Annotated in this window: 12 protein-coding genes and 1 pseudogene; 11 read left to right on the top strand and 2 right to left on the bottom strand. The window is 71.8% G+C overall.

Annotated elements, in window-relative coordinates; all coding sequences use genetic code 11:
• Positions 1 to 167 precede the first annotated feature (167 nt).
• Positions 168 to 959, top strand: a complete 792-nt coding sequence (locus AQJ64_RS02250; protein WP_055635421.1) for a S1 family peptidase — start codon at positions 168 to 170, stop codon at positions 957 to 959.
• Between the two features lie 144 nt (positions 960 to 1,103).
• Here AQJ64_RS02250 and AQJ64_RS02245 read toward each other — a convergent pair whose 3' ends face one another.
• Both AQJ64_RS02245 and AQJ64_RS02240 read right to left on the bottom strand, forming a co-directional pair.
• Positions 1,104 to 2,213, bottom strand: a complete 1,110-nt coding sequence (locus AQJ64_RS02245; protein WP_059202360.1) for a winged helix DNA-binding domain-containing protein — start codon at positions 2,211 to 2,213, stop codon at positions 1,104 to 1,106.
• Between the two features lie 138 nt (positions 2,214 to 2,351).
• A pseudogene (locus AQJ64_RS02240) lies at positions 2,352 to 2,929 on the bottom strand (superoxide dismutase).
• 790 nt (positions 2,930 to 3,719) lie between these two features.
• Here AQJ64_RS02240 and AQJ64_RS02235 point away from each other — a divergent pair.
• The 10 genes from AQJ64_RS02235 (at position 3,720) to AQJ64_RS02190 (ending at position 19,836) form a co-directional block, all read left to right on the top strand.
• Complete coding sequence (locus tag AQJ64_RS02235; protein ID WP_055637928.1) at positions 3,720 to 5,198, top strand: sugar transferase; 1,479 nt, start codon at positions 3,720 to 3,722, stop codon at positions 5,196 to 5,198.
• Positions 5,199 to 5,271: 73 nt separating this feature from the next.
• Positions 5,272 to 6,591, top strand: a complete 1,320-nt coding sequence (locus AQJ64_RS02230; RefSeq protein ID WP_055637927.1) for a nucleotide sugar dehydrogenase — start codon at positions 5,272 to 5,274, stop codon at positions 6,589 to 6,591.
• A complete protein-coding gene (locus tag AQJ64_RS02225) occupies positions 6,581 to 7,852 on the top strand; it encodes a glycosyltransferase family 4 protein (protein WP_055637926.1) in 1,272 nt (423 codons plus the stop codon). Before AQJ64_RS02230 ends, AQJ64_RS02225 begins: the two co-directional genes overlap by 11 nt.
• On the top strand, positions 7,842 to 9,218 hold the full coding sequence (locus AQJ64_RS02220) for a Wzz/FepE/Etk N-terminal domain-containing protein (RefSeq protein ID WP_055637925.1): 1,377 nt from the start codon (positions 7,842 to 7,844) through the stop codon (positions 9,216 to 9,218). The genes AQJ64_RS02225 and AQJ64_RS02220 overlap by 11 nt, the downstream gene beginning before the upstream one ends.
• The gene (locus AQJ64_RS02215) at positions 9,215 to 10,735 is read left to right on the top strand and encodes a Wzz/FepE/Etk N-terminal domain-containing protein (RefSeq protein WP_055637924.1); all 1,521 of its coding nucleotides are present in this window, start codon (positions 9,215 to 9,217) and stop codon (positions 10,733 to 10,735) included. The genes AQJ64_RS02220 and AQJ64_RS02215 overlap by 4 nt, the downstream gene beginning before the upstream one ends.
• A gap of 3 nt (positions 10,736 to 10,738) precedes the next feature.
• The gene (gene asnB / locus AQJ64_RS02210; RefSeq protein ID WP_055637923.1) at positions 10,739 to 12,664 is read left to right on the top strand and encodes an asparagine synthase (glutamine-hydrolyzing); all 1,926 of its coding nucleotides are present in this window, start codon (positions 10,739 to 10,741) and stop codon (positions 12,662 to 12,664) included.
• A 25-nt stretch (positions 12,665 to 12,689) separates the two neighbouring features.
• The gene (locus AQJ64_RS02205; protein WP_055637922.1) at positions 12,690 to 14,861 is read left to right on the top strand and encodes a bi-domain-containing oxidoreductase; all 2,172 of its coding nucleotides are present in this window, start codon (positions 12,690 to 12,692) and stop codon (positions 14,859 to 14,861) included.
• On the top strand, positions 14,858 to 16,861 hold the full coding sequence (locus AQJ64_RS02200; RefSeq protein WP_059202359.1) for a heparinase II/III family protein: 2,004 nt from the start codon (positions 14,858 to 14,860) through the stop codon (positions 16,859 to 16,861). Before AQJ64_RS02205 ends, AQJ64_RS02200 begins: the two co-directional genes overlap by 4 nt.
• A gap of 226 nt (positions 16,862 to 17,087) precedes the next feature.
• Positions 17,088 to 18,587: a right-handed parallel beta-helix repeat-containing protein gene (locus AQJ64_RS02195; RefSeq protein WP_099053964.1), complete on the top strand. Its 1,500-nt coding sequence runs from the start codon at positions 17,088 to 17,090 to the stop codon at positions 18,585 to 18,587.
• Between the two features lies 1 nt (position 18,588).
• Positions 18,589 to 19,836 carry a hypothetical protein gene (locus tag AQJ64_RS02190; protein ID WP_055634206.1) on the top strand — a complete coding sequence of 416 codons (1,248 nt, stop codon included), beginning with the start codon at positions 18,589 to 18,591 and terminating at the stop codon, positions 19,834 to 19,836.

Raw genomic sequence — 19,836 nt, 5'->3', positions numbered from 1 at the left:
CGCCCCTAGGGGGTTCCCTCATTGGGAGGAGGCTGCTGCGGCCCCTAGCGTTTGGGATGTGCCGCTCGCCCGGGCACACGGGGGTCGGTCCCGCGACCCCCGTGCACGACCTACCCCCCACACCCACCCGCGCGATCCCCCACCGGCAAATCCCCACGAGGAGACGCATGTTCGCGCTCAACCGTGCCAAGAAGGCCGCGGCTGTCGTCGCGGCCACCGCCGCCGCGGCGGCGACGGCTCTGCTCAGCGCCCCCACCGCTGTCGCAGCGCCGCAGCCGATCGTCGGCGGCACGACCACCACCACGACCTCGTACCCGTTCATGATGCAGATCACGGACGCCTCGCAGAACCAGTTCTGCGGCGGCACCCTCGTCTCGGCGACCAAGGTGGTCACGGCGGCCCACTGTATGGTCGGCGAGACGACCAGCAGCGTGCGGGTCGTCGGCGGCCGCACCTACCTGAACGGCACCAACGGCACGGTCAGCCGGGTGAGCAAGATCTGGATCAACCCGGACTACACGGACGCCACCAACGGCGACGACGTGGCCGTCCTGACCCTGGCGACCTCGATGTCGTACACCCCGGCGTCGTACGTCTCCTCCTCCCAGACCAGCGTGTACGCGGCCGGCACCACGGCCCGCGTCCTCGGCTGGGGCACCACCTCGGAGAACGGCAGCTCCTCCAACCAGCTCCGGACCGCGACCGTCCCGATCGTGTCCGACTCGAGCTGCCGCTCCTCCTACGGTTCCGACTTCGTCGCGACCGACATGGTTTGCGCCGGATACACATCCGGCGGCGTAGACACCTGCCAGGGCGACAGCGGCGGTCCCCTGCTCATCGGGGGCGTCCTGGCAGGGATCACTTCATGGGGCGAGGGCTGCGCGGAGGCCGGTTACCCGGGTGTGTACACCCGGCTGACCACCTTCTCCGACCTCGTCACCGCGCAGGTCAACTCGTAAGGAACGAGTAGGGAACGAGTGACCCGCAAGAAGTCCTGAGCACCCCTCAGGTGAACGACCAGGGGGCGCTGCGAGCCTCCACGAGCGGCCCGCAGCGCCCCCTTTCCATGCCCTGACCTCCTGCGCGGGGGCCATCCGCGGGGGCTACCGGGGCACGACGGTCCCGAACCGGATGTCGTACGGCGTCCCCGGGTGCAGCACCCGCAGCATCCGCTCCGCCTCCGCGGTCACCGCCGCCCGCTGGTCCTCGGTGAACCGGCCGAACGGCTCGACGACGAGAGCGTCCTCCTCCTGTTTCCACAGGCCCGCGAGGAAGCCGTCGACCAGGAGGGTGCGGAAGGCCTGGTTGCCCTGCCAGGCGCGGCCGTGCAGGGCGGGCGGGACCACCCGGCTGCGGTCGGCGTGCGACAGCAGCAGGTTGTCGAACTCGGGAAGGAAGCGCGGCGGGGCCGGGGTGTCCGGGTCGGGGCGCGGGGCGTCCGGGAGGTCGAAGAGTTCGGTGCCGTGCTCGTCCCGGAAGGTGAGGAGCGCGGGCCGCAGGCGTTCGAAGGCCGGGCGCAGCCGGGTGAGTCCGGCCCAGGTCTGCATGTCCTTGACGGAGGCGGGGCCGAAGGCGGCGAGATAGCGCCGGACGACGGTCTCCGGGGCGGGCGCCGTCCCCGTGGGCCGGCCGAGCCAGTGCTCGGCGGTGGTGAGGGCGACCTGTCCGCTCCTCCCCCACAGTCCGCGCGGGGTGACCTGGACGAGGGGCAGCCGGCAGCGGGCGGCGACGGCCAGGGACTGCGGGTCGGCGCCCGGCCACTCGGCGGAGAGGGCCTCGCGGAGCTGCTTCATGGTGCGCGGCTCGGCCTCGACGAGGTCACGGGCGAGGGCGGCGAGCCGGTCGAGGTCGACGCCGGCGAGCCCGCTGCGGAAATGCGTCAGCTCACGGTCCCGGGCGGGCTGGACGAACGGCCGCAGGGTGAGACAGTCGTCGGCGGTGTGGGTGTGGATGGTCGAGCGCAGGGTGACGATCCGGACCACCTCACGGTCCCCCATCAGCGCCGACAGCTGCTCGGGCGCGAAGCCTTCCAGCCGGGCGGCGAGGGCGTGGTACGGCGGCCTGACGTTCTGCGCCTGGAGACCCAGCAGGTGCTCCACGGCCGCCTTCACCGGCAGCGCGGCGGGCCGCAGGAGGAACTGCCGGTCGAGGGTCGCGCGGTTGAGGGCGCGGGCGCGGAGCACGGGGCCGGGCGCGGACGTCTTGTTCGTCATGGTGGGCAAGTTAGCGGGGAACGAGGACAGTTCCTGTCCTCTCCTGCCGTGGGTCTGTCCTGTCCTCATCCCATGTGCTGCCTGCCGGTGAAGGGTGAGAAGACGATCACGAGCAGGACGTCTGCGGCCGCCCCGCGGTCACGGCGCCAGCAGCAGGCTGTCGCCGCGCTCCTTGGCGGCGGCGTAACGCCGGGCCACGTCCTGCCAGTTGACGACGGCCCACATCGCGTCGATGAAGTCGACCTTCTGGTTCTTGTACGGCAGATAGAAGGCGTGCTCCCAGGCGTCGAAGACCAGGATCGGGGTGGAGCCCTGGCCGACGTCGCCCTGGTGGTCGTAGACCTGCTCGACGATGGGGTGACCGGCCAGCGGCTCGTAGGCGAGGACGCCCCAGCCGGAGCCCTGGGTGGTGGCCGACGCCTTCGTCAGCTGGGCCCTGAAGCCCGCGAAGGAGCCGAAGGACTCGGCGATGGCGTCCGCCAGTTCGCCCACACCGTCCGCCGCCAGGGGCTCGCCGCCGCCGTCGCCGGTCATGTCGTGCCAGTAGATGCTGTGCCGTCCCGCGCCTCGGCGAGCTGCTCCAGCGTGTCGTTCGCGCCCTTCACGTACGCCGCGTGGTGCTTGTCGTGGTGCAGCTCGATGATCTCGGGGCTGCTGACGACCGGGGCGAGTGCCGCGTAGTCGCAGGGGAGCTCCGGGAGGGTGTAGATCGCCATGTCCGACGTCCTCCGACATTATTGCCAATGATGTACAGCTGCGTACTGAGAGCACTGGCAAACAATGCCCGATCAAGCTCCGCGGCACCCCGTCCCGCGCGAACGCGCCCCCGTCACGGAATGAACTTCGGCCAGATGCCGGATCCGCACCGAGGGGGTGACCACCCCTGCACGATCGCCCGACATGGGCGATTTGCCCATATTTATACATGATCTTCGCGGGGCATGATCAACTCTGAGTGATCACCCCGGAACCGACCGCCACCCCCGGTGACCGGCCCGGCAGCGCTCGGCCATGCCTCGGTAACCCTAAAGCGATCAAGTCTCAAAGGTTGAGCACAAAATACACACATCCTCTCTTCATACCGGGTCTGATGGTCTAGATTGACCGTGCTTCAGCTGTTCGGAGACGAGGCGACCATTAATGATCTATAGGTCCTGCGCTACGGAAAACCAGCAGTCGCGTCCCCGGCGCCAGGCGTGGGGATGATCAATTCGTGAGCCCGGCAAGGGACTTGGGATGCGGGGAGCATCCGGGGTTCCGACGGGTTCCGCACACCTCGAGCGTTCGGCGGGACCTGCGAGTCCACTGCCACCGAGGTGAGTTCAAACAGCTCTGAGACAGCCGCGATGCCATGCGCGGGAGGCGGGGGCCTCTCGCGGGGAGCGACGGCACGGCGCGGGGGCGGGGGCCCCGGAGGGGAGAACAGTGCGGGGGGCGGGAGCGCCTCCCGGGGGGAGCAACAGTGTTGGACGAACACGTCGAACCACTGGGGACCTGGGGGGTTCTGTGCGGCAAGGGGGACTTGTCAGCCCGTTCACGTCTGCACGCGGGCGTCTGGCGAACGGGGCAATCAGCCAGCCCGCGATCGACTGGGAACAGCGGTACCGCCGTACCGTGATCACCAGCGACACCGTGGCCACCGCCTGTGTGGTGGCCGCGATCGGCAACTTCTTCGGGGCCCGAGACGCGGCCAACTGGCATGAGAAATGGGGGATTCTCGCCTTCGGCACGGAGCTGCTGGTGCTGGGCTCGCTCGCGGTGAGCCGTTCGTGGGCGCCGGCCGTGCTCGGCCAGGGCGCCGAGGAGTTCCGCCGGCTCGGGCGCTCGCTGTTCGCGGCGACCGTCGTCCTGGCGCTCGGCGGGATCGCCCTCACCTCACGCAACATCAAACTCTGGATCTTCGTCGCGATCCCCACGATCGCGGTCGTCACCATGACCGTGCGGTACCTGCTGCGGCTCTCGCTGCACAAGCAGCGCAAGGACGGAGAGTGTCTGCGACCGGTGCTCGCCGCCGGGAGCCCGGACACCGTGCACGACCTGATCACCCGCACCCGCAAGTTCCCGCACCTCGGCTGGCGGGTGGACGCGGTGTGCACGACGGACGGTCCCGGGCTCGACGGTGACCTGCTGGACGGAGTGCCGGTCGTCGGCCGGCTGGCGGACGTCGCCAAGCACGTCCACGGCGACGGCTACCGTGTCGTCGCGGTCACACCGGACCCGCACTGGTCACCGGAGCGGCTGCAACGGCTGGCCTGGAACCTCGAAGGCACCGACGCCGAGATGGTCGTGGCCCCCGTGCTGATGGAGGTGGCCGGCCCGCGGCTGCACGTCGACGCGGTGCTCGGGATACCGCTGCTGCGGGTCAGCATGCCGACCTTCACCGGGGGCCGCCGGGCCGTGAAGATGGTCGTCGACCGGATGGGCGCGGCGATCCTGCTGCTGCTGTTCGCGCCGCTGATGGTGTGCGTCGGGCTGCTCGTGGTGCTGGACAGCCGGGGTGGGGCGTTCTACCGCCAGCGCAGGGTCGGCAAGGACGGCCGCGAGTTCACCATCCTCAAGTTCCGCACCATGGTCGCCGGGGCCGACGGGGCACGCGCCGAGCTGGCCGACCTCAACGAGGGCGCCGGCCCGCTGTTCAAGCTCCGCCGGGATCCGCGGGTGACCCGGGTGGGAGCGGTGCTGCGCCGGTACTCGATCGACGAGCTCCCGCAGCTGTTCAACGTGCTCACCGGCTCGATGTCGCTCGTCGGTCCGCGGCCTCCGCTGCCGGAGGAGTCCGCCGCGTACGGCCCGGACATCCGGCGGCGGCTGCTGGTCAAGCCCGGGCTCACCGGCCTGTGGCAGATCAGCGGACGCAGTGACCTGTCGTGGGAGGAGGCGGTGCGGCTGGACCTGCGGTACGTGGAGGACTGGTCGCTCGCCCTGGACACAGTGATCTTGTGGAAGACGCTGCGTGCGGTGCTCTACGGGCAGGGGGCCTACTGATGTGCGCAAACAGTCGTCCGGCCGGCGTGCCGACCGCAGGCCGGGAGTGCCTGCCCGGGGGGAGGAACGAGTCATGAGAGTCAGCGTTTTCGGGCTCGGCTACGTGGGCTGCGTGTCGGCCGCGTGCCTGGCCAGCATGGGTCACGAGGTCATCGGGGTCGACGTCAACCAGGTGAAGGTCGACCTGGTCAACGGCGGCCAGGCCCCGGTGGTCGAGGAGCGGATCGGCGAACTCATCGCCGAGGTCGTGCGGACCGGAGCGCTGCGCGCCACCGGCGACGTCCGCGAGGCCATCCGGGACAGCGAGGTGTCGCTGGTCTGCGTGGGCACACCGTCGGAGCCCAACGGCAGCCTGTGCACCACGTACTTGGAGCGGGTCACCGAGGAGATCGGCGCCGCGCTGGCCGAGCGGGGAGGACGGCACACCGTCGTGTTCCGCAGCACCATGCTGCCGGGCACCTGCCTGAACCTGCTGGTGCCGATCCTGGAGAAGTACGTCGGCGGCACGGCCGGGGTGGACATCGGGGTCGCGGTCAACCCGGAGTTCCTGCGCGAGGGCACCAGCGTGCGGGACTTCTTCGACCCGCCCAAGACCGTCGTCGGCGAACTCGACACGGCCAGCGGCGACGCGGTGCTGGCGCTGTACGACGGTCTGCCCGGCGAGGTGTTCCGGGTGCCGATCCCGACGGCCGAGGCGATCAAGTACGCGGACAACGCGTTCCACGGCCTCAAGATCGGCTTCGCGAACGAGCTGGGCGCGGTGTGCCAGGCACTCGGGGTGGACTCGCACCAGGTGATGGACGTGTTCCTGGCCGACCGCAAGCTGAACATCAGCCCCGCCTACCTGCGGCCCGGCTTCGCCTTCGGTGGCTCCTGCCTGCCCAAGGACCTGCGCAGCCTGGTCCACGCGGCACAGCGGGCCGACGTCTCGGTGCCCATCCTGTCCCATGTACTGCCCTCCAACTCCGACCATCTGCAACGCGCGGTGGATCTGGTCGAGCGCACCGGCAAGCGCCGGGCGGGTCTGTTCGGGCTGTCCTTCAAACCCGGCACGGACGACCTCCGCGAGAGCCCGCTCGTCGAGCTGGCGGAGCGGCTCTTCGGCAAGGGGTACGACCTGAAGATCTACGACGCCAACGTGAGCCTCTCCCGGCTGCTCGGCGCGAACCGCGAGTACATCGAGACCCGGCTGCCGCACCTCGCGCAGCTGCTCGCGGACTCCGTCGAGGAAGTACTCGATCACGCCGAGGTCTGCCTGGTCGGGACCAGGGATCCGGCCGTGCTGTCGGCGCTGCCCCATGGCGACGGCGGCCCGGTCATCGTCGACCTCATCCACCTTCCCGACGCCGACGTGCGCCGGGCCGAACCGGGGTACATGGGCCTTGCCTGGTGAAACGAACAGCGGCGACCGGCCGGGCCGGCGCGCGCTGATCCTGGTGGAGAACCTGTCGGTGCCCTTCGACCGGCGGGTGTGGCAGGAGTGCACCACGCTGCGCGACGCGGGCTGGACGGTGCACGTCATCTGTCCTCGGGGGAGCAAGCGGGACACGGAGCCGGAGGCGGAGATCGACGGGGTGCGGATCCACCGCTACCCGTTGCGCGCCGCCACCGGAGGACCGGCCGGATATCTGCGGGAGTACGGATCGGCGCTGTGGCACACGGTCCGGCTGGCCCGGAAGGTCGGCCCGGTCGATGTGGTGCACGCCTGCAACCCGCCCGACCTGCTGTTCCTGCCGGCCCTGTGGCTGAAGCGGCGCGGCGCGCGGTTCGTCTTCGACCAGCACGACCTGGTGCCCGAGCTGTACCTCTCCCGGTTCGACCGCGGCCAGGACCTGCTCTACCGCGCCGTGTGCGCGCTGGAACGGATGACCTACCGGGCCGCGGACGTCGTGCTCGCCACCAACGAGAGCTACCGGGACGTGGCGGTGCGCCGTGGCGGCCGTCGGCCGGAGGACGTCTTCGTGGTGCGCAGCGCACCCGACATCGACCGCTTCCACCCCGTACCGCCCGAGCCGGAACTGAAGCGCGGCAAGCCCCATCTGCTGTGCTACCTCGGCGTCATGGGCCCGCAGGACGGCGTCGACTACGCCTTGCGGGCCCTGGCCAAGCTGCGCGACGAACTGGGGCGGACCGACTGGCACGCGGTGTTCGTCGGCGCCGGGGACACCTTCGACGCGATGGTGGAACTGTCCCGGCGGCTCGGGCTCTCGGAACAGGTGCAGTTCACCGGGCGCATCCCGGACGCCGACCTGGTGCGCTACCTGTCCACCGCGGACGTGTGCCTCTCCCCCGACCCGCACAATCCGCTCAACGACGTGTCGACCATGAACAAGGTCCTGGAGTACATGGTGATGGGGCGGCCACTCGTCTCGTTCGACCTCCGGGAGGCGCGGGTCTCCGCCGGTGACGCCGCCGTCTACGCGTCCGCCAACGACGAGACCGAGTTCGCCGGGCTCATCGCGCAGCTGCTGGACGATCCGGAGAAGCGGGCCCTGATGGGCAAGATCGGCCAGGAGCGGATCAGCGGACCGCTGTCCTGGCGCAACTCCCAGCGCTCACTGCTCGCCGCCTACGCCGCCGCCTGCCGTGACCACGCTCGGGTGCCGGCGCGCGACCCGGACCGGGCAGGGGAAGGCCGCACCTTTGAGCGATGACACCATACGCCTGGTCACGATCGGGCGGATCATCCGTCGGCGCCGGCGACTGCTCACCCTCCTCGCCCTGGTGGGTGCGCTCGCCGGCTACGGCACCTCCTTGCTGTTTCCGCCGCGCTACACGACCTCGGCATCGGTGCTGCTGCCGGGAACGTGGGAGGAGCGCGAGCTGCTGACGCAGACGGAGGTGGCCACCAGTTCGGTGGTGGTCGACCGCGCGGCCGCCACGCTCGGCTGGACCGGGGTGAGCGGCGCCGACCTGAAGGAGCAGGTCAGCGCCAAGGCCACCGACGGGAACATCATCAAGATCTCCGGCACGGCCGACACCCCGGAGCGCGCCCAGCGGCTCTCCGACCAGGTGGCCAAGGAGTTCGTCTCCTACGCCACACGGATCGCGAGCGAGAGCGCCGACCCCGAGGCGACACAGGAGCTCGCCGCGCTCCAGAAGTCGGTGGAGGACACCAGCCGCCGCATCAGCCGGCTGGCCGACGCGGCCGATCCGGGGCAGACCGTGGAGAGCGTGCAGACCCGCACCGAGCTGGAGAAGCTGCGCACCGCGCTGCGCGAGGCCATCAACACGCTGGAGCAGGCCGATCCGGCCGAGGACCAGGCGAAGAACATGGTCGTCATGGGGTCGGCGGCCCGGCCCACCGGCGAGGCACCGCCGACGAGGACCCAGCTCATCGCCGGCGGAGCGCTGCTCTTCTTCCTGTTCGCGGTGGTCGGCCATCTCACCGCCGCGCGGATGAGCCGCCGGCTGCGCGGCGAAGCGGAGATCACCGCGGCACTGGGCTCGGCGCTGCTGGGTACCGTCGACGTACCCGTTGAACGGCCCCTGCACCGGATGGAGGGCCGTGGCCCACGGGCCTGGCTCCGCCGGCTGGCGGGCCTCGACGTCCGGTGGGACATCCCGACCCCGCAGACGTCCGGCGACGAGGCCAGCAGGCGGATCCGCTACCGCCGGGCGTGCTCCCGTCTGCGGGAGCAGCTTCCTTCCCCGCGACGGCTGCTGGTCGTCTTCCCCGAGGGTGACGAGATCGCCGGCCGGGCCGCCGGGCAGCTCGTCGTCGAGGCCGGGAGCGATCCGCTGCTGCGGGCGGTGGCGGTCTCGGTGTCCCGGCCGATGGTGCCGGACCGCGGCTTCGAGTCCGGTGCCCTGGTCGTGCTCAGCGCCGGCAGCTGGACCGCGGGGGAGCTCTCCGGCATCGCCGAGGCGTGTGCGGACGCCAAGCACACGGTCGTCGGCATCATCCTCGCCGGCCCGGTCCGTGCCACACGGTCGGCCGACGACGCCCGGCACGCCGCCGTACCGGCGCTCGCGGACCTCGACGGCGAACTGGACGACGCGACGGGAGTCACAGGGTGACGACGAGTACGACCGCGGAGTCGTCGACCGCCGCTCCACTGCTCGATCTGCAGGCCCTGGTGGCCGCGGTGCGCAGACGGCGCCGCCTGTGGTGCTCCCTCGCGCTGCTGGGGCTGCTCGTCGGCGCGGCGGTGGCGTTCCTGCTGCCGCAGCCGCCGACCGCGGTGACCAAGGTGCTGGTCGCGCACGAGGAGGACCAGCCGAACGACCCGGGCACCCTGATCCGCACCGACGTCGCGCTGCTGCAGACCACACGGATCGCCGACAAGGCCCTGAAGTCCCTCAAGTCCCAGGAACGGGCCGAGGACTTCATGCAGGACTACAGCGGGATCGGTCTGACCAACAACGTGCTGCAGATCACCGTGACCGGTGACAGCGACGCGGAAGCGGTGGCCCGCGCCAAGGCGTTGGCCGACGCGTTCGTCGCGGACCATGTGAAGCGGATACAGGAGACCGCGGACGCCGAGGCCAAGGCCCTGATCGACCAGCGTGACCAGCTGAAGGACCAACTGGCCCAGGTCAACAAGGCGATCGGGGACGGAACGCAGACGAACGGGCCGGAGTCGTCGGCGGACCTGGAGTCGCTCTACGCCCGCCGGGCCGAACTCACCTCGCAGATCACCGATTTCGGCCAGCGCGCCGCGGAGGCGAGCATCGGCACCCCCCGGCTCGTGGCCGGCACGCAGATCGTGGACGCCCCGTACGCGGTGCGGCGCTCGCTGCCCAGGGCCGCTGCCACCGACGCCGGGATCGGGCTCTTCCTCGGGCTCTTCCTCGGGCTCGCGATGGCCGCGGTCGGCGCGGTGGTGGCGGACCGTCCCGTGCTGCGCCGGGAGATCGCGGCGAACCTCGGCGCCTCCGTCATCGCGGAGCTGCCCCACCGGTCGGGCAGGCTGTGGCAGCGCCGATGGATCCGGGCGACACGCGAACGGCTCACCGCGTCCCTGGCCCGCACCGTACGCGGCTCCGCGGAACCGGTGTCGCTGCTGGAACTGGGCTGTGCGCGCAGCACGAGCGTGATCGCCCTGGCCCTCGCCGGAGAACTGGCGGCGGACGGGCCGGTGGTCGTCGTCGACGGCCTGCCCGGCCGGCAGCTCGCGGGCCGCCGCCCGAAGCCGGGAGACCCGACCGTGGTCAGCGGCGGGAGTGCCGCCGCCCGGTCGTCCCAGGAGCTCCGGATCGGCGTCGGCTCGGTGGCGCCCGGCACGGCGTGGACCGACCTGCAGTACCTCGGCACGCAGACCGTGCTCGTCGTGCGGGCCGGGCACGGCAGCGCCGCATGGCTGCACACCGTGGCACGGCAGCTCGCGGACCAGCGCATCGCGGTGATCGGTGTGGTGCTGATCGACCCCGATCCGCGGGACCGGACCGACGGCACGCTGTGGGACGGGCTGCACACCGCGCTGCGTGGCCAGCACGAGCGGCCGGCCCGGCAGAAGAACACGGACCGGCGGCGGACGGAGCGGCTGCCGCTGTGGGCGGCACGGGTTCCGGACAGCGACCAGGAGGCTCAGTAGGTCATGTGTGGCATCGCAGGAACTTACCGATGGCCGGACGGGAAGGCCGTGACCGACCGGCTCACCGATGTCCTCGCCCACCGCGGGCCGGACGGAGCGGGCCGGTACAGCCACTCCGCCGGTGACGGCGAAGTGCACCTCGGGCACCGCCGGCTGGCCATCATCGACCTGTCCGAGACCGGCGCCCAGCCGATGGTCTCGGACGGCCTCGTCCTGACGTACAACGGCGAGCTGTACAACGCGCCCGAGCTGCGTGCCGAGCTGGCGGCCACCGGGGTGCGCTTCCGCGGTACCTCCGACACCGAGGTGCTGCTGGAGGCCTGGCGGCGCTGGGGCACCGACTGTCTGCCCCGGCTGCGCGGCATGTTCGCGTTCGGGATCTTCGACGAGCGGACCGGTGAGCTGGTGCTCGCCCGCGACCAGCTCGGCATCAAGCCGCTGTTCCTGCTGCGGCGCGGCGAGGGGCTGGTGTTCGCCTCCGAGCTGAAGGCGCTCGCCGCCGTGACCGGCGGGTCGCTGCAGGTGGACCATGCGGCGCTGGTGGCCTCGCTGCTGTACTACTGGGTGCCGGACTCACGGTGCGCGTTCCGCGAGGCGGAGAAGCTGCCGCCGGGGAGCTGGCTGAGGTGCCGGCCCGACGGCCGGGTGGAGCGCGGCCGGTACTGGAACCTCCGGGACGTCGCCGCCGAGGGCCGGGACCGGGCCCGCAGCGGTGAACTGCCGGATGTCGCGGCCGTCGTCGAGGAGTCGACCCGGCGCCACCTGCTCTCCGACGTCCCCGTGGCGACCTTCCTCTCCGGCGGTCTCGACTCCAGCTATCTGACCGCGCTGGCGGCCCGCGAGCGGCCCGGGATCTCCGCCTACACGATCGGGTTCCGCGCCGAGGACGCCAGGTTCGAGGCGATGCCGGACGACCTGCGCTACGCCCGGCAGGTGGCCGAGCGGTTCGGCGTCGACCTGCACGAGATCGAGATCGCTCCGAACGTGCTCGACCTGCTGCCGCAGATGACGCACCATCTGGACGAGCCGATCGGCGACCCCGCCGCGATCAACACGTTCCTGATCTGCTCGGCCGCCCGGGAGGCCGGGGTCAAGGTGATGCTCTCCGGGATGGGTGCCGACGAGTTGTTCGCCGGCTACCGCAAGCACCTGGCCAACCTGATCGCGCTGCGCTACCAGCGCGTCCCGCGGCCCCTGCGGCGCGGCCTGTCCGCGGCCGTGGACCGGCTGCCGGTCGCGACGAGCCGCCGGGGGTACCGGTCGGTGCGCTTCGCGAAGCGGTTCCTCTCCTTCGCCGATCTGCCGGAGGAGACCGCGTTCCGGCGCAGCTACACCATGTACGACCGGGACGAGCTGCTCGCCCTGATCGACCCGGACCTGGCCGGGACGGTCGACGACGTGCTGACCGAGCACGCGGACGTCTACCGGGACAACGACCTCGACGACTTCGTCAACCGCATGTGCCTGGGCGACGCCCGGATGTTCCTGCCGGGCCTGAACCTCACGTACACCGACCGGTCGAGCATGGCCGCCTCGACCGAGGTGCGGGTGCCGTACGTGGACGTCGAGGTGGTCAGGGCGGCGTTCGCCGTGCCCGGTGACCGCAAGATCGTCGGACGGCAGGGCAAGGCGGTCCTGAAGGAGGCGGCGGCCTCGGTCCTGCCCCGGGAGATCGTGTACCGGCCCAAGGGCCTGTTCAGCGCCCCGCTGCGGGCCTGGATGAGCCGGGATCTGGCACCGCTGGTGCGCGAGGTCGTCAACGACGGCGAGCTCGTCCGTTCCGGGCTCCTGCGGCGCGACGCGCTGGCGCGCATGGTCGCCGAGGACGCCGCCGGGCACCGGGACTTCTCCAAACATCTGTGGCATGTGCTGACCCTCGAGTACTGGTACCGCGGCGCGACCTCCGGGTCCGGCCAGAACTCTTCCTGACTGCGTAGAGACAAGAGGACTTCGGGTGAAACAGGTCGTGCAGAACTACAAGAGCGGCGAGCTGGCGCTGCTCGACGTGCCGGTGCCGGGGTGCAAGCCGGACGGTGTGCTGGTGCGGAGCGCCTACTCGCTGATCTCCACCGGGACCGAGCTGATGAAGGTGTCCGAGGCCGGCATGTCGATGCTGGGCAAGGCCCGCTCCCGGCCGGACCAGGTGGCCAAGGTCGTGCAGAGCGTGGCCACCAACGGGGTGCCCGCCACCTACCGCAAGGTGATGGGCAAGCTGGACTCCTACACGCCGCTGGGCTACTCGCTGTGCGGGGTGGTCGAGCAGGTGGGCGCCGGGATCGACGACGTGAAGGTCGGCGACCTGGTGGCCTGCGCCGGCAACGAGCACGCGTTGCACGCCGAGCTGAACTGGGTGCCGAAGAACCTCTACGCCCCGGTGCCGGACGGCCTCGCGCCGCGCCACGCGGCCTTCGGCACCGTCGGCTCGATCGCGTTGCAGGGTGTCCGCCAGGGCGAGTCACGGCTCGGCGAGGTGGCGCTGGTCATCGGCCTCGGGCTGATCGGGCAGCTGGTGGTGCAGCTGCTGGCCGCCTCGGGGGTCCGTGTCGTCGGGGCCGACCCCGACCCGGTGCGCTGCGAGCTCGCCGGGCGCCTGGGCGCGGTGGCCTGCGGCGATCCGGCCTCCGCGGCCGTGGAGACCGCCGTCGCCGAACTGACCGGCGGTCACGGCGTGGACCAGGTGTACCTGGCCGCCGGCGGCGGCAGCAACCAGCCCGTCGAGCTGGCCGCGCGGCTGAGCCGGGACCGCGGCCGGGTCGTCGACATCGGCAAGTGCCGTCTGGACCTGCCGTGGAACGCGTACTACGAGAAGGAGCTCGACGTCCGGTTCTCCCGGAGTTACGGCCCCGGACGCTACGACCCGGAGTACGAGCTCCAGGGGCGGGACTACCCGATCGGCTATGTGCGCTGGACCGAGCGCCGCAACCTGGCGTGCTTCCTCGACCTCGTCGCCCGTGGCAGCGTCGACGTGGAGCCCCTGGTCTCCCACATCGCCGACTTCGACGACGCCGTCGAGACGTACCAGAGCCTGAAGGACGGCGAACTGAAGGCCGTCGCCGTGCTGTTCCGGTATCCCGGACAGGGGGTGGAGGCCAAGGCTCCGGCGGTGGCCGTGCCCACGGTGGACGTGAAGCCGAGGCCGGCCCGGGCCGCCGGGACGCCGGTGCGGCTGGCGTTCGTCGGCGCGGGGAACTACGCGTCGTCGATGCTGCTGCCGCATCTGGCCCAGCGCGACGGCGTCGAGCTGTCCACGGTCGTCACCACGACGGCGCTGTCCGCGGCCAACGCGCAGCGCAAGTTCGGCTTCGCCGGGGCGACCACCGATCTCGACGCCGTGCTCGGCGACAAGTCGATCGACGCGGTGTTCGTGGTCACCCGGCACAGCTCGCACGCCGACCTGACCCGCAGGGCGCTGCTGGCCGGCAAGGCGGTGTTCGTGGAGAAGCCGTTGGCGCTCACCGAGGACGAACTGGCCGGTGTGCTCGCGGCGGTGGAGGAGTCCGGCAACGACCGGTTGCAGGTGGGCTTCAACCGCCGGTTCGCCCCGCTGCTCCAGGAGGCCAGGGAGCGGTTCGGCGCCCGGACCGGTCCGGCGAGCCTGCGCTACCTGGTCAACGCGGGCCGGCTGGACCACGGCAGCTGGTACCTCCGGCAGGGCACCGAGGGCTCGCGGTTCGCCGGCGAGGGCGGGCACTTCATCGACACGGCGAGCTGGCTGCTGGAGGCCGACCCGGTCTCGGTGTACGCGGTCGCCACGTCCGGCAACGAGGACCTCCAGGTCGTACTGAGCTACCCGGACGGGTCGACGGCCACCATCAGCTACGTCACCAGCGGCGCGCCCGGCTTCCCCAAGGAGACGCTGGACCTGGTCGCGGACGGCAAGGTGCTGCGGCTCGACGACTTCGTCCGTGCCTCGGTGTACGGCCGCAAGCGGTGGGTCAGTTCGCGGCTGCCCAAGGCCCGGGACAAGGGCCAGTCCGCCGAACTGGCGGCGTTCGTCAAGGCCGTGCGGACCGGCGGGCCGATGCCGGTGCCGCTCCGGTCGCTGGTCGCCACCACGGCGGCCACCCTCGCCGTGCAGGCCGGTCTGGCCGGCGGTGTGCCGGTGACCCTGGCGGGGGCGCGATGACCGTGGTCTCGGGGAGTGCGGGCTGGTACCTGCGGCGGCTGTCCCGGATGGGGCCGCGGGAGGTCGGCGGCCGGGTGGGCGACGCGGTGCGCAGGCGGCGGTGGCGGTCGGCGCCGCCGGACGGCCCGCGCGTGACCGGCGCCCGGTTCACCGCCGTACTGCCCGCGGGGGCGATCGCCGCGGTGCCGCCGGACGCCGCGAAGCGACTCGTCGCCGAGGCGGACCGGCTGATGGACGGGCACGCCGGGTTCTTCGGGGTGGACCGTGACGACCTGGCCGACCCGGACTGGTCGTACGACCCGAAGACCGGGCGCCGGGCCCCGTCGGGCTACGCCTTCGACGTGCCGTACCGCGACGAGGACGCGGTCGGCGACATCAAGCAGATCTGGGAGCCCTCCCGGCACCAGTACCTCACCCGGCTCGCCGCCGCCTACGCGGTCACCGGGGACGAGCGGTACGCCGAGCGGGTGGCCGCGCACCTGCGGTCGTGGTGGGCGGCCAACCCGCCGCTGCGCTCGGTGCACTGGACCAGCGGCATCGAGCTGGGGATCCGGCTGCTGTCCTGGGTGTGGATCCGCCGGCTGCTCGACGGCTGGCCGGGCGCGGCCGCCCTGTTCGAGGACAACCCGGTGGCGCTCCGGCAGATCTGGCACCACCAGCGCTGGCTGGCCGCCTTCCCCAGCCGGGGGTCCTCGGCGAACAACCACGTCATCGCCGAGGACGCCGGACAGTTCGCCGCGGCCTGCGCGTTCGGCTGGTTCCCCGAGTCGGCGCGGTGGCGGGCCGACGCCCTGCGGTCGCTGGAACGGCAGCTGCGCGGCAACACCTTCCTCTCCGGCCTCAACCGCGAGCTGGCCACCGAGTACCACGGACTGGTGCTGGAGCTCGGCCTGGCCGCGGTGGCCGAGGCGGATGCCGCCGGTGTGCCGGTCCCCGCGACGGTCCGGCTGGTGCTGCTGCGGATGACCGACGCGCTCGCGGCCGTCGTGGACAGCCGGCTGCGGCCGCCGCGCCAGGGGGACGCGGACGACGGGCACGGTCTGGTCGTGGACGGCGCGGGCACCGACCGCTGGGCCTCGCTGCTGGCCACCGGGGACGCCGTGTTCGGCCGGCTCGCCTGGTGGCCGCGGGTGACCGGCACCGATGTGCGCACCCCGCTGCTGGCCGCGCTCATCCGGCCGTACGCGAACGACGCGACCGCACCGGCCGTGTCCCGCCCGGCGGACCGGCCGGACCACTTCGCCGACGCGGGCATGACCATCCTGCGGAGCCAGGAGGAGAAGGAGGACAGGGGGGAGAGGCCGGAGATCTGGTGCCGTTGCGACGGCGGTCCGCACGGCTTCCTGTCGATCGCCGCGCACGCCCACGCGGACGCGCTGTCCGTGGAGGTCCGGCACGACGGGGTCGATGTGCTCGCCGACCCGGGGACGTACTGCTACCACGGGGAGCCCGAGTGGCGGCAGTACTTCCGGTCGACCCTCGGACACAACACCCTTCAACTGGACGGCGCCGACCAGTCCGTCTCCGGCGGCCCGTTCCTGTGGACCCGGCAGGCGCGCACCCGTGTCCTGGTCGCGGACACGGCCGGCGCCTCCGGTGGGGGCACGGCCCGCTGGTGCGCCGAACACGACGGCTACCAGGGCTCCGTGCACCGCCGCCGGGTGGAGCTGACGGCCGGGAGCCGGGAGCTGAAGGTCGTCGACGAGGTGCGCGGCCCGCGCCGGGCCGTGCGGCTGGCGTTCCACCTCGGCCCGGCGGTCACCGCGGACCTGGTGGGCAACGGGGCGCGGCTCACCTGGACCCGGGACGGCGAGGACCGCTCCGCGGCGCTCGACCTGCCCGGGCAGCTGGACTGGCGGGCACACCGCGGCGAGAGCGACCCGCCGCTGGGCTGGTACTCCGCCGGCTTCGGACGCAAGGAACCCACCACCACGCTGATCGGCACCGGGTTCGCCGACGGCCCGGAGGGGTTCACCACCGTACTCAGGTTCCACGGCTAGGGGGCTTCTGTTGGATCTCCGCGGAGGAAGGAGCGCCCGCCGCACGGCCGAAGACCGCAGTCGGCGTGTGCTCCCGGCGTGCGCGCCGGAAGGCACCGTCGACGGACCGTCCGTACAGGGGCTTTCGGCCGGCGCGCCGAGAGCGCGTGCCGGGCGTCGCGATGCCGCGGAGATCCGTCAGCAGCCCACGGGGGGAAGACTCCGGGGGAGCAAGTGGCGGCGCCGGGTGTGGCCGGCGGCACCGCTGGCGCTGGTGCTGCTGGCGGCGACCGGCTGTGAGCGCGGCACGACGGACGCGGCGCCGAAGCCGACCGCCGCGCCCTCCGCGTCCGTGGCCCGCGTGTGCGCCAAGCCCGCGGCCGGGCCGGCGAAGGCGCCGGCGGGCGCGGTGACGGTCGACCCGGCGGTGCCCGGCGACCTGGCCGCGAAGACCGAGGGCAGCCCCCCGCACACCACGTTCTGGCTGCGGCCGGGCAAGCACACGCTCATGTCGGACCGCTACGACCAGGTGATCCCCAAGGAGGGGGACGTCTACCTCGGCGCGCCGGGCGCGGTGCTCGACGGCCGCAAGAGCAACCAGTACGCGTTCGGCGGCACCGCCCGCGACGTCACGATCCGCTACCTGACCGTGCAGGGGTTCGCCGCGCCCCGTGACGAGGGCGTGGTCAATCACGACTCGGCCGACGGGTGGGTGATCGAGCACGCGACGATCCGGGACAACTCCGGCGCCGGGCTGATGGCCGGTGCCCGCCAGCAGGTCCGCGCCAGCTGCCTGCGCAACAACGGCCAGTACGGCATGAACGCCTACAAGGGCGCCGGCCGTATCAGCGGCCTGGTGGTCGAGGGCAACGAGATCGTGGGGAACAACACGGGCGACTGGGAGCGGCGGCGGCCGGACTGCGGTTGCAGCGGAGGCGTGAAGTTCTGGGCCGTCGACGGCGCCGACGTACGCGGCAACTGGGTGCACGACAACCGCGGAACCGGGTTGTGGGCGGACACCAACAACAACGACTTCCTGATCGAGAACAACCTGATCGAGGACAACGACGGTGCCGCGCTGATCTACGAGATCAGCTACAACGCGGTCATCCGGCAGAACACGATCCGGCGGAACAACTGGGTCGAGGGCCGCGCCTACGCCGCCTCCGGCGACACCTTCCCGTTCGCGACGGTCTACCTCTCCGAGTCCGGCGGCGAACCGCGGATCAAGGCCCGCACGGACAAGATCGAGATCTACCGGAACGTGCTGGAGAACAACTGGTCCGGGATCACCCTGTGGGAGAACGCCGACCGGTTCTGCAACAGCCCGGCCAACACCTCCTCCGGTGACTGCACCTTGCTGGTGAAGAACACCGACCGCTGCACGCAGCCGGCGATCGCCAGGGCGCCGCTCTACTCCGACTGCCGGTGGAAGACCCAGCGGGTGGACATCCACGACAACCGCTTCGTGCTGGACAAGTCCGCCCTCGACTGCACGGTGAAGTGCGACCGGATGGCGGTGCTGTCCAACTACGGCACCTATCCGGACTGGTCGCCGTACCAGGGCGAGCGGGTGGCCGAGGCGATCACCAGCCGGCAGCACAACCGCTGGCACGACAACGTCTACGTCGGACCATGGACCTTCGTCGTCCACGACGCAAGCCGGGCGGTCGGCGTCAAGCAGTGGCGGGCCGCGCCGTACCGGCAGGACGCGGGCAGCACCTTCCGCGCAGGGGACGGTGGGTGAGATGAGGTCAGCGAACACCAACACCGACCACACGTCGAAGATCGTCGGGACGGTCTGGGGGCTGCTCGTCCTCAACACCCTGGGCTCCGCCGGGGCGAGGACCATCGTCCCGCTGCCCCGCTCCCTCATCCAGATGGTCACCATGGGCTCGCTGGTCGCCGCGTTCGCGCTGGCGCTCGTGGTCAACCCCCGGGTGCGCGTCCGGGCCAGTGCCTACGTGTTCCTGCTCACCCTGCTGCTGGTGCCGAGCCTGATCTCCAGCGTGGACCAGGGGGCCGGGTTCGGCGCGCTGTTCCGCTGCACCCGGCTGGCTCTGTTCATCGGCACGCTGTGGCTGCTCAGCCGCTGGTGGGACGGCGGCACGACGTTCGTCCGGCACCACATCCGGATGTACTTCGCGGTGCTCGGGTCGGTGGCCGCCGGTCTGGTGATCTCACCGGGCGCCGCCCTGCCCGACCTCTACGGCGGGCGGCTGGTCGGCGCGCTGTGGCCGCTCACCCCGCCACAGATCGGACAGTACGCCGCGGTGATCATCGGCCTCACCGTGCTGCTCGTCCTGGGCCGCCGGACCGACCGGAGGAGCGCGGCGGTGATCATCGTGCCCTCCCTCGTCCTGCTCGCGCTGACGCATACCCGCACGGCCACGCTCGGCCTGCTCATCGGGCTGGTGCTGGCGATCGGCTCGCTCATCCTGACCAGCGCCGCCGCCCGCCGGCTCTTCTCCTGGTCCGTGCTGTGCGCCGCGGTGGCCGCGGTGGGCTTCAGCTCCGCGCTCCAGGCGTGGTTCCTGCGCGGGCAGAGCCAGGAGAACTTCGCCAGCCTCACCGGCCGGGCCAAGGTCTGGCACGCCCTGCTGGCGGCACCCCGGACGACCTCGCAGTACCTGTTCGGCACGGGCCTCGGCGACAAGTCGTTCGGCGGGCTCCCGATCGACAACAGCTGGCTGGCCGTCTACAACGAGCAGGGCGTGACCGGCATCGCCCTGGTGGCGGCGATCATCATCGTGCTGGGCGGGGTCGCGCTGCTGCGGCCGCCGTCGCTGTCGAGGGCCTGCGCGATCTTCCTGATCAGCTACTGCGCGATCGCGTCGTACACCGAGGCCGGGCTGGGCGACGCCTCGCCGTATCTGCTGCATCTGGCCGTGGCCGCCTCGCTGCTGGCCGCGCCCGCCGAGGCCACCGCCCTGTCGACGCCGGTGGTCCCCCGGCAACGCGTCCCGCGATGGGCCCAGAGTTCGGAGGTGACCTGA

The organism is Streptomyces griseoruber, from assembly GCF_001514205.1.
Taxonomy (GTDB): domain Bacteria; phylum Actinomycetota; class Actinomycetes; order Streptomycetales; family Streptomycetaceae; genus Streptomyces; species Streptomyces griseoruber.
The sequence above is the reverse complement of the archived record's forward strand: the minus strand, read 5'-3'. Positions and strand labels throughout refer to the sequence as shown.

Bases quoted from the DNA above. Each gene is read 5' to 3' on its own strand.
- AQJ64_RS02190 (WP_055634206.1), top strand. From the start codon at position 18,589: ATGAGGTCAGCGAACACCAACACCGACCACACGTCGAAGATCGTCGGG.
- AQJ64_RS02200 (WP_059202359.1), top strand. From the start codon at position 14,858: ATGACCGTGGTCTCGGGGAGTGCGGGCTGGTACCTGCGGCGGCTGTCC.
- asnB (WP_055637923.1), top strand. From the start codon at position 10,739: ATGTGTGGCATCGCAGGAACTTACCGATGGCCGGACGGGAAGGCCGTG.
- AQJ64_RS02250 (WP_055635421.1), top strand. From the start codon at position 168: ATGTTCGCGCTCAACCGTGCCAAGAAGGCCGCGGCTGTCGTCGCGGCC.
- AQJ64_RS02230 (WP_055637927.1), top strand. From the start codon at position 5,272: ATGAGAGTCAGCGTTTTCGGGCTCGGCTACGTGGGCTGCGTGTCGGCC.
- AQJ64_RS02245 (WP_059202360.1), bottom strand. From the start codon at position 2,213: ATGACGAACAAGACGTCCGCGCCCGGCCCCGTGCTCCGCGCCCGCGCC.